Genomic DNA, 10,446 nt, shown 5'->3' with positions numbered 1-10,446 from the left:
ACCTAGAACCTAGAACCTAGAACCTAGAACCTAGAGGGAATTTTATGAAACTTGAAGATATCCGTCGTGAGTATTTGCAAGATGCTCTGAGCGAAGAGAATTTACTTGATGATCCATTCAAGCAATTTGAAACCTGGCTTGAGCACGTGGTAGCAAGTAAACTGCCAGATCCAACGGCGATGGTGGTGGCAACGGTTGATGAAATCGGTCAGCCTTCGCAACGTATTGTGTTGTTAAAGCATCTTGATGATAACGGGTTTGTGTTTTTTACCAATACCGGCTCGCGTAAAGCACAAGAGCTTAAAGGCAATAATAAAATCTCTTTGCATTTTCCGTGGCACCATATGGAGCGCCAAGTGATTGTTTATGGTGAAGCACAACCACTGCCAACTTCAGCGGTTGCCAAGTACTTTTTGTCACGTCCCAAAGAAAGCCAGTTAGCTGCATGGGCTTCAAAGCAAAGCCGTCCTGTATCATCGCGTAAAGTGTTGATGGAAACTTTTGCTAATATGAAAACCAAGTTTGCTAAAGGCGAAATACCATTGCCAGATTTTTGGGGGGGATACTGTGTTGTGCCAACAAAAATTGAGTTTTGGCAAGGTGGTGCACACCGCCTGCATGACCGTTTTATATATCAGCGTCAAGCTGATAACAGCTGGCAAATTACACGTTTAAACCCATAGTTTATTATGGCGTTTATTGATTCCCACTGCCATTTAGATTTTACTGAATTTGATGCCACCCGCAGCAAGCTAATTCAGCAATGTCAGCAGCTGGGGATCGAAAAATTGATCGTGCCGGGGATCACTTTGGCACAATCTCTTTCTTTATGCGCTTTTGCTAAACAGCATTCTGCAGTGCGCATCGGAGCAGGTTTACATCCTTACTTTTTAGCAGAATATCACCACAGTCATTTAGCCAAACTGACTGAGTTTACTGTGCAACATCGCCAGCAATTGGTCGCTATTGGCGAGTGTGGCATTGACCGCAGTATTGACGATATTGTTTTGCAAACTCAGATATTTGAGCACCATATCGACCTTGCTAATCAGCTTGAATTGCCATTGATTGTGCATCATCGACAAAGCCATGACCTTATTGCACAGTCATTTAAGCGCTGTAAGCCAAAATATGGTGGTGTTATACATGCTTTTTCAGGCTCATTACAACAAGCACAGTATTATATTAAACAGGGTTTTAAACTCGGGGTGGGCGGGGTGATCACTTATCAGCGAGCACAAAAAACACGTTCCGTTGTTGCTGACATAGCACCTGAACACTTACTACTTGAAACAGATGCACCTGCAATGCCGTTAGCGGGCTTTCAAGGGCAAATAAACACGCCGTTACAGTTACCCCTAGTGTTTGAGCAGTTATGTCAATTAAAGCAGATCACAACACCTTATAAGGCTGGTTTTCAAAAGCAGCTTTATGATTCGTGCTCAGAACTTTTTCGGATATAACGATTTACTTGCCAGCGCTTTAAACCACGGCCTAATTGCCAAGTAAAAATGCAGGTTATCACTAGCATTAGTAATACTTGGCGGCCTAAGTCATGAAAGCTGCTATGACTGGTTGCTACTGCTGAGCGGGTCAAGTAAGTTATTGCAACAAATCCTAGTGGGCGATCGTCATCACTGATTATCGGTTCAACAAACGGGGTTTTAAGTTTACTAATACCCGGAGTGGAGTTGGGCAGCTTACCTAAAATATGGTGAGCTTGCCAATTATCACTACTGGCGATAAGTATGCCTTGCTGATCATAAATCGTTGCAGCCAGTACAAACTCATCTTTGCTTATGCTGTTACATAAGGCTGTTAATTCAGGTTTGTTTTTTTCAAGTAGCGGCGTTTTGGCATTGAGAGCCATAAAACGAGTTAAGCTTTTTGCTGTGCTGTCGGCACTATCATAAAGCAACTGGTGGCTTTGAAAACTACCATTAACAGCAACCCAAGTCAGCAATACAAAGCATGCCGCAGCAATACTTAATCGCACTAGGCGTTGCCTAAGAGATGCTGAAATAGGGTCTTTAAGATGGTTATTTTTCATAGTCACCGTTTACGCTGCTGACAGCTTTTGTTTTTGATGTTACAACTAAGCGTAACTATAACCTTAAATCCCCCTTTATGGCGAATTAATACCAATCGACTTAAATATTTAGCCTTTCTAGCGTGCTAAATAAAGCGCTAACGGCGTTATAATTTTTTATGTAGAACAACTACATATCAAAGTTTATGCCTTGTTATCACTCTATTTATCCGTCGCTATAAATGACCAATAACCTAACACGATTGATATAATTGTTATTTTACAGGGGAGACATTAGTATCATTTTTGGAGTTATCATGACATTGGAGCGCTTTGCGAGCCTTTCATCAGAGCAGTTATCGGCACAGTTGTCGTTAGGTATGTGGTATCACTATCAAGATGCTTTATTAGTACCAACAAGCTTACCAACTGATCCGCAAGGAATGTTTAGTATTGCTTTTGCAGGGGACTTTAGCGGCCAACAACTAGCTAATATAATTAACTTTTTAGCTCAGCAGCAGTTTATTGTCAGTGCATTTTGTCGTTATCAACCAGAGCCAAACTTAAGCCCCGCACTGTGTTTTTACAGCGAGACACCAAGTCCAAGCATTAATCCTTTGGTACTGAATGAATTTGCTCATCCATTGGGATTTCAACTTGTACAAGTTAGTAAGCCACCGATTTTAACTAAGCCCGGTTTATTAGTCATGGATATGGACTCAACCGCCATTACGATTGAATGTATTGACGAAATCGCAAGGCTTGCTGATGTATATGATGATGTCGCTGCGGTAACCGCACAAGCGATGGCTGGTAAGTTAGATTTTAGTGAAAGCTTACATCAACGAGTCGCTAAACTTGCGGGTATTGAGCAAAGCTTAATTGATGAACTAAAAAATAGTTTACCATTAATGCCAGGGATCAAAGCACTATGCCAAGTGCTAAAACAGCATAATTGGTATTTAGCCATTGCCTCCGGTGGCTTTGTACCGTTTGCTGAACAAGTTCAAGAACTGCTTGAACTAGACGAAGTACATGCCAATGTTTTGGAATTTAAAGATAATAAGTTAACAGGTAAAGTGCTAGGCACGATTGTTGATGCGCAGCAAAAAGCCGTGGTGTTGAGTCAATTACAGCAACGATTAAATTTACCTACGCAACAAACAGTGGCGATTGGTGATGGTGCGAATGATTTGACCATGATGGCTGCGGCAGGACTCGGTGTCGCCGTACACGGTAAACCTAAAGTTGTTGAACAAGCCCAAGCAGCAATTTGCCAAGGCTCGCTATTACAATTGTTATATTTACTAACTATTCCTGCTGTTAAGTAACAGATTTAAGTTAGCCGTTTAAGCCAAATCTGTTTGCGCTTATTCATTTGTTCTACCAGCTCTGCGGTAAAGTCCAAATGACTAAGCGTTTCATCTGTTACATCAACCATGTCACCAACACCTGTGACTGCCCACAGTGCCTCTTCAAGATCTTTTGCTTTATGCAATGCATATTGGCTTACGTATTTTAGTTCGTTAGATAAATAATCAGTATCAGGGCGGCCAGTGCGTGAAATATAAATACGCATTATAAAGAGCAACTCAGATTTAAGACCTTTCTTTAAAAAGAGTAACTGTGGGGCATAATCTTCGCCAGCACTGCACTTGCTTTTTATAGCGTCTTCAATGGTTGATTTTTTAGGATCAAAACGAATAAATAAAGTGAAAGGTAACGGTGGATCTTGACGGCTGCGATCTTTTATAAGCGGTGTGATCACGTCATTGAGCTGCTCTGGCGATAAAAAAGCATCAATACTGGTGGTATTATTAAGCAAGCCATAGTTTTGTAAAATGATATGCAATGGGCTAGGGTACAAGCCTTGACCGATAGCTCCTGTTTTAAAATGTGTAGCTTCTTTATGTAAATAAAACGGAAATTGACAAACACTTTTAGTTACCATATTTCGCAGCGCTGTCGATAATCCTGGCACCTTTGGCGCTTCTTCAGATACTTTTAATTTATCTTTATTATTTTCAATTAATTGCGTAAAAAACTTTACCCCTTCGTGTGGGTTATCAGCAATACGTAAGGCTTTTAAGTTGATAGTGGTGAACGATTTACTGACCGCCATCACTTCGTACTTTAATTTACTCAGCGTGTGCTTCTTGGTTATTTTTTGCAGCTCAGGCAAGCTTAATTCAACAACTTCACCTTTTTGAAAAGTAACCGGTTGGTCACACTCAATTTGCAAACCCATCACCGAAAAATCACGACTATGAGCGGTATGTGTTTGCTCATCCTGAGTTGTTAATACTACATCTGTTTTATACAAGTAGCGTTTATGTGAGCGAAGATTTACATACTCTAAATCAACGGTTTCAAGCTTTGGTGGGGTTTTATGTTTACCGTGACCAAAGCGCTTGAGCTGATTAACTATACTTTTGTCGTAACTAAAGCTTTGGTAATGGGTTTGTTCAGCGTCTGTTCCTACAGCGGTTAAAATCACAAGATATTTTACGTCTTTGATCATTCCTTGTACGCGAGGCGTTGGTGGCTTGTTCAATTTTTCAATATCTTTGCCGGCGGTATTTGGCAAGCTCAACGGAATATATGAATCTTCAGGATGGCTTGGCATTAACTGTACTTTAAAGCATTGCCAGCTTTCTTTTTGACTACCAAAACCAAAAAATAATGCGCTTAATTGCGGCTCTGCAGTCAACTCAGTGCGCGTTGCTGAGTAATAATATACTTTTCCAGCAACCACGTGCGTAAAGGTATATAAATACTCTTCTTTAACTGGGGCTGGGTTACTTAATAACTGAGCTAAGCGTTGCTGATTTAAAATGGTGTATAAACATGACAACTTTCGCTCATCACAAAAATAACGCTGAATAAAGATATTGTTTTCAGTGGTCAGCACTAAACTTGGGTAGAGTTTATCGTTTTGCAAACTAAAAAAAGTAAATAACGAGGTAACACGGGGAATATAATACTGCTCATAGCCTTTTGAGACGACTGCATCTAAGGTGTTATCTAAATTTACTTTATAACGACGCTTATTGCCGTGAATAAAACTTTCTAAAAACTCATCAAATTTTTCGTTATTTTCTATAAAAGTACGTTTTAAGCGAATGTGATTAAATTCCGAAGAGATTTTCTCAACTGCAACAACTTCATATTGAATACCGTTTTTTAAACCTAATTCAAAATCTTGCTCAAGACCAACTAGGCGCAGTCCTAATAACTGCCCTTTTTTGACTTGATAGCGCGGTGAGAGCTTTATTTTTGCGCCACTTAAAGAGATATCTGAGGTGGTTGCTGCAATGGTGTTATCTTTGCTGAGTTCTACAGTGATTTTGATTGAATAGTTCATCCGTTCTTCACGGCGACTTTCATAAGAGGCAAATTTAATAACTTGGCAATCTAATTTTTGTTCATTCTGTAATTCAGGTTGCTTAGCTTGTTCAGCAGCTTTTTTTTGCATTACACGATGGTTATTATCGGTGTTCATTACTGCTTCGTAAACAGCAAGGGTATAACCACCATGACGTTCTATGGCTTGTTCAAATACCGCAATGGCGGTTTCATCCATAAAGTGTTGTTTGCCTTCATACTCATAAGGTTTAACTTGGCCTGTTACTTGGCCGCGTAAATCAATAAAGCGGGCGATAGGTTGTGACAAGCGCGACATTTCCATCTTGATCAAGAACTGCTCAGGTTTTGTTAAACCCGCTGTCTTCGATTTAAAGATCGTGTCAAATTTGGCATTACCTAAATATGATTTAAGCTCATCAACTAAACTTTCATATTTAAGCAGAGTGTCTTCAGTCATTTATAAAACCATCACCGTCTATTCTAAAAAGTTGGTATACTGCACATGTATTTACACACTCACTTGGTTGCTGGTTCGCAGCATGTGGGGTGTAATGAGTTACCATCTTTAATTTTTATTATTATGAGATTGCCAAATAAATGGCTCATTACTTTAGTTTATTAATCAAAAAAGCCCAAGCTCAAAAGATTAAGCAAAAAGTATGCCCTAAAGTAAAAGTGATAAACCTTGCTTTTTTATATATCTCGATTGTGGCGTTGAATTGCCTTATTGGCAAGGTCAATATTCAGCGCACCATAACGCAACCAATAAATTAAAGATCATCCTAGTATGGACATAAATGATTTCAAAATGACGAAGGTAGGCAAAAGTTAATGGCAAAAGCGGCAAAAATAGAGTTTGTTTGCACCGAATGCGGAATGAACTACCAACGCTGGCAAGGACAGTGTCGCTGCGGCGCATGGAATACCTTAGCCGAATTTAAGCCCTCAGCAGGGCAAACTAAAAAAGCAGCAACGCGCAGCGTTGTTGGCGGCTATGCTGGTGGCGTTGGCGGTGGCTCGAAAAAAATTAATGACATCGCAACCACCGAAGCCGAAAAGCAACTAACCGGTATTGGTGAACTTGACCGAGTATTATCAGGTGGCGTGACCACAGGTTCTGTGAATATTATTTCTGGCGATCCCGGAGCAGGTAAAACGACTTTATTATCGGATTTAGTCGCGCGCATGTCACAGCGTATGCCATCACTTTACTGCACCGCAGAAGAGTCGTTATCGCAATTTAAAAACCGTGTTAATCGCTTAAAACTCGATTACAACCCAGACGAATTGTATTTGTTATCAGAAACCAGTGTTGAAACCATTATCGAAGAGCTTGAAAAAAATAACATCAAGTTTGCAGTAATCGATTCTATTCAAGCAGTTGTTACTGATACCGCAAACGGCAGCCCAGGCTCACCGTCACAAGTTAAAAGTGCCGCGCAAGCGCTTACACAGTACTGCAAGCAAAATGACGTCACTATGTTTATTATTGCCCACGTAAATAAAAATAATGAAATAGCGGGGCCGCAAACTTTAGTGCATATTGTTGATGCGTTATTACATATCGACACGAACGATGGGCAAATACGTACCTTGCGCGCCAATAAAAACCGCTTTGGTGACATTGATACTGTAGGCATTTTTAGAATGTGCGAACGCGGTATGCTAAGTGTTGATAACCCCAGTGAAATATTTTTATCGGGATCAAGTACCGACTCACCCGGTTCAACCATTACTTGTATTCGAAAAGGTAACCGCAACTTGTTGCTCGAAATACAATGTTTAACCACCGAAACCGAGGCGGAGTTTCCACAGCGAGTGTGCGTAGGTTTAAATATGAACCGAATAAAAATGCTCACTGGTATTTTACGCAAGCACACTAAAACCAAAATCTTTCATGATACGTTTTTTAATATTGTTGGCGGGCTGAGAATTGATGAAACCGAAACCTGTATCGATTTAGCCTTAGTGACTGCCTTACTCAGTAGCTTAAATGAGTTTGTTGTACCGCGTACCACCTGCATAATGGGGGAGCTGAGTTTAAACGGTGACGTACGGCCAATCGACAGTGGCGTGCCACGCGTTAAAGAAGCTGCCCAACATGGTTTTACCGAAATATTTATTCCATTTCGTAATTACCATAAATCAATGGAAGGGCTGGGCGCTAAAATAACCCCAGTTAAAACAGTGCATGAACTGCTAAGTTTAATTAATTAGCCACGCTCAAAAAAGTGCAAATCAATTTGCACTTACTTATGCTAGGCCTTATCAAAGGTATTATTGAATGATACGCTTAGCAAAATCTTAAGTCTAAAGCCGTTAGAGACTAAGCTAAATAACAACGGTGATAATAGAAATCGTAATAAGGAAATAGAATGAAAAAACTCGCAATTGTTGCTGTTGTTGTCGTTGCGGCTATCGGTGGTGTTAGCTATGCAAATCATGCACTGACTCAAGAAGTTAAAGTAGAAGTTGATCGTCAGCTTGCATTAATGAGCCAGCAAATGGGTGTTACAGCCAGTTATGAAGATATTTCGGCCAGCGTGCTTGGGCAAAGTGTTGAAATATCAAATATGCAAATCACTGGGTTTGATCAGCAGCCGGTTGCTAATATTGCGAGCATTGAAGTGGCGGGATACGAAGTAGATAAAATTGCTCCTCGTACCGAGTTGAGCATAAAAAACTTTACCTTCAGTGAGCATTTTTTAGCGCAGTTACCACCAGACGCTAACAATAAACTCGCTGCTGCTAGTTATGATCTTCATACATTGATGAACTATGATGAAAAATCAGGTGATAGTGATATCGACTTTGCGCTTAATGCTAAAAATATTGTAGGCCTTAATTTTAACCTCGGTCTAGCAAAGTCAACCGCATTGATGAATGCTTCATTGGCGCTGAGCAAAATGCAGCAACAACTAGGTAGTCAACAGCCGACTTTAGAGCAGCAATTACAGCAACAAACCTTACTAATGGAGGCGCTTGCAGAGCTTGAACCACGCAGCATCGAAATTGCCCTCAATAACGAAGGTGAATTTAAAGCACTCGTCGAACAAACGCTTGAAAAGCAAGGTATGACGCTGGAGCAAATGCAGCAAATGGTCAACATGCAGCTACAACAAGCGCCAGTCAGCGAGGCGCTGAGTGAAGCGATTAAAAACTTCACGCAAGGTTTAAGCTCATTAACCGTGTCAGCAAGCTTGCCAGAAGGGCAAACCATGACCGAAATTAACCAACAGATCTTCACCCTAATGGGGCAACCAGAAGAACTGGCAGAATTTATAAATTTAAAAGCGAAGGGCGAATAGCTCTTAGAGCTATAAGTTGTATGCCTTAAGCGGTAAGTTTAAGACAAAATACAGTTTTGAGTTATTTTAAAGCGCGAGTTAATCTCGCGCTTTTTTATTGGCGATTCGGGGGAGGGACTAGTATTTAGGCGCTAGGAACTAGGAAAAACCAAAGCAGGTCGGCGTAAAATTTATTATCGTAGGTTGTGGTTCAGAGCAACGAAACTCAACGGTGAAAATTAAAGTTTAGAGATGGTTTCAAGTGGGAAACTGACGTTGATATAGGTTTAGGATAATAACTCATTGAATAATCAAGCTGTTGTTTGCTCCCATATTCAGGAAAATGAGCGACACGCGTGTCTTTATCTGCTTTATTTTCCTGTATTCATAAACAGTTTTTGAATTTTTTTTCAACAACTCGCGGGTTTATTTCTTGTGATTTACAATAACAAAATAACAACAAAGATAAATCCCTTGATTTACATTTAGATACAGAGTTAGACTGAAAGTATTAAAAAACTCAAAGGATTTTCTGTCTGCAACTTGTGGGTTTAGATCCTTTGAATAAACTGTTATACGAAATGAACTATGAAACTTAGTGCCAGCGATTATAATATTTTGAGTTATGTTCTTAGAAAGAATTTAATGTCATATGATCAAGCTATATCATGGGCTTACGCTCAATATACTGATCATGGAGTTGATCCATTCATTGAAAAAATTTCTTTAGCATATGATGTAGCTGAAATACTAGAATTAATTAGTAATACTTACCAAGTTAATGGTGAGCGATGTAAGGAATTCTTAGCAGGTGAAGCTGCCAATAGATTTTCTAACAATGAATTATCTTTGTATGCAGCAATATCTTATATACTGTTTGATCTTGATTTAGAGCTGCCAGAAGATGAGAGACAAGAGTTATATATAGCGGAAGACTATTTTGGCTGGCACGAGAAAGCTGAGACAGAAGCTATAAAACATGCATTGCCAATCTTTGACAAATATAGACCTATTTATGAGCAAACTATTTCAAAATTTACCGTATAACAATCGGCTCAACCGGACAAATATTCGCTGTCACCTTTTTTGCAAAGACACGCAAAAAAGCCGCCATCAAACATTTGCGCGGTTAGCCGGGCGTTATAAGTACAAGCAAACTCAGGTGTAAATTTCAATTTATGGATGAATTAAAATTAAAATATAGTGTCCCAACTTCGGCGGTAATAGCTATTGCTGTAGCGGCTTTGAACTTTACTTTTTTCGTATTAATCTATAAAACGGTTGGTTCACTCTTCTTGTTAGGGGAGTTAACGACATTAGGTCTATCTGCAATTTTTACGGTATTTTTCACTATATTTGTAGCTAAGCCGTTATTAAAGAAATTAATCATAATTAGTGCGTAATGTACTTATAACAAGCAATTAGGATCGGCAACGTCCGTTCATGACACTCTGTCGCCATAATAATTCTTACAGGTCAAAAGACTGCTATTTTAATTTAAGTCGATTTAGCTACGGCTAACTTAACCAATTGTAGTTATATAAAAAAACATGCTTGACTTAAATTAACGGCACTTTTATTTTTTCGTTTCTCGTTGCCCCTTCCCCTTTTATCGTTGTTTGTTTTTTGTTCCTCGTCGCACGTTCCTCGTTTCTCGTTGTTGTTTTCTCGTGTGCTGAGTGCCCTTTCTTCTCCTTCTCTCTGCCTTTTCTATATTCAGTTTGCTAGTGCCCTCCTTGGTCTACACCTTGCGCTGTTTGAACA

Annotated in this window: 9 protein-coding genes; 7 read left to right on the top strand and 2 right to left on the bottom strand. The window is 39.7% G+C overall.

The window, feature by feature from the left end; translation table 11 throughout:
* The first annotated feature begins 44 nt into the window (after window positions 1–44).
* Both pdxH and H5201_RS21400 read left to right on the top strand, forming a co-directional pair.
* Window positions 45–683, top strand: coding sequence for a pyridoxamine 5'-phosphate oxidase (pdxH, locus tag H5201_RS21405; RefSeq protein ID WP_182785354.1), 639 nt, complete (start codon window positions 45–47; stop codon window positions 681–683).
* A gap of 6 nt (window positions 684–689) precedes the next feature.
* Window positions 690–1,463 carry a TatD family hydrolase gene (locus H5201_RS21400; protein ID WP_182785353.1) on the top strand — a complete coding sequence of 258 codons (774 nt, stop codon included), beginning with the start codon at window positions 690–692 and terminating at the stop codon, window positions 1,461–1,463.
* Here the strand turns inward: H5201_RS21400 and H5201_RS21395 are convergent.
* Entirely contained in the window at window positions 1,430–2,050 is a 621-nt protein-coding gene (locus tag H5201_RS21395) for an AhpA/YtjB family protein (protein ID WP_182740876.1), read from the bottom strand. The genes H5201_RS21400 and H5201_RS21395 overlap by 34 nt on opposite strands.
* Before the next feature lie 296 nt (window positions 2,051–2,346).
* Between H5201_RS21395 and serB the strand changes: the two genes are divergently transcribed.
* On the top strand, window positions 2,347–3,360 hold the full coding sequence (serB, locus tag H5201_RS21390; protein ID WP_182785352.1) for a phosphoserine phosphatase SerB: 1,014 nt from the start codon (window positions 2,347–2,349) through the stop codon (window positions 3,358–3,360).
* Between the two features lie 5 nt (window positions 3,361–3,365).
* Here the strand turns inward: serB and H5201_RS21385 are convergent, their stop codons facing one another.
* Window positions 3,366–5,852, bottom strand: coding sequence for a PilZ domain-containing protein (locus H5201_RS21385; protein ID WP_182719607.1), 2,487 nt, complete (start codon window positions 5,850–5,852; stop codon window positions 3,366–3,368).
* 374 nt (window positions 5,853–6,226) lie between these two features.
* On the opposite strand from H5201_RS21385, the gene radA reads away from it, so the two are divergent.
* The 4 genes from radA to H5201_RS21365 all read left to right on the top strand — a co-directional run bounded on the left by radA (window position 6,227) and on the right by H5201_RS21365 (window position 10,085).
* Window positions 6,227–7,612: a DNA repair protein RadA gene (radA, locus tag H5201_RS21380; protein ID WP_145235514.1), complete on the top strand. Its 1,386-nt coding sequence runs from the start codon at window positions 6,227–6,229 to the stop codon at window positions 7,610–7,612.
* 158 nt (window positions 7,613–7,770) lie between these two features.
* A complete protein-coding gene (locus H5201_RS21375) occupies window positions 7,771–8,703 on the top strand; it encodes a hypothetical protein (RefSeq protein WP_182785350.1) in 933 nt (310 codons plus the stop codon).
* 567 nt (window positions 8,704–9,270) lie between these two features.
* Window positions 9,271–9,729, top strand: coding sequence for a hypothetical protein (locus H5201_RS21370; RefSeq protein WP_182785349.1), 459 nt, complete (start codon window positions 9,271–9,273; stop codon window positions 9,727–9,729).
* Window positions 9,730–9,860: 131 nt separating this feature from the next.
* Window positions 9,861–10,085, top strand: a complete 225-nt coding sequence (locus tag H5201_RS21365; RefSeq protein ID WP_182785348.1) for a hypothetical protein — start codon at window positions 9,861–9,863, stop codon at window positions 10,083–10,085.
* Window positions 10,086–10,446 lie beyond the last annotated feature (361 nt).

The sequence above is a fragment of the Pseudoalteromonas sp. SG43-6 genome, assembly GCF_014164365.1.
GTDB lineage: Bacteria > Pseudomonadota > Gammaproteobacteria > Enterobacterales > Alteromonadaceae > Pseudoalteromonas > Pseudoalteromonas rhizosphaerae.
This window is presented reverse-complemented; position numbering and strand designations above follow the sequence as displayed.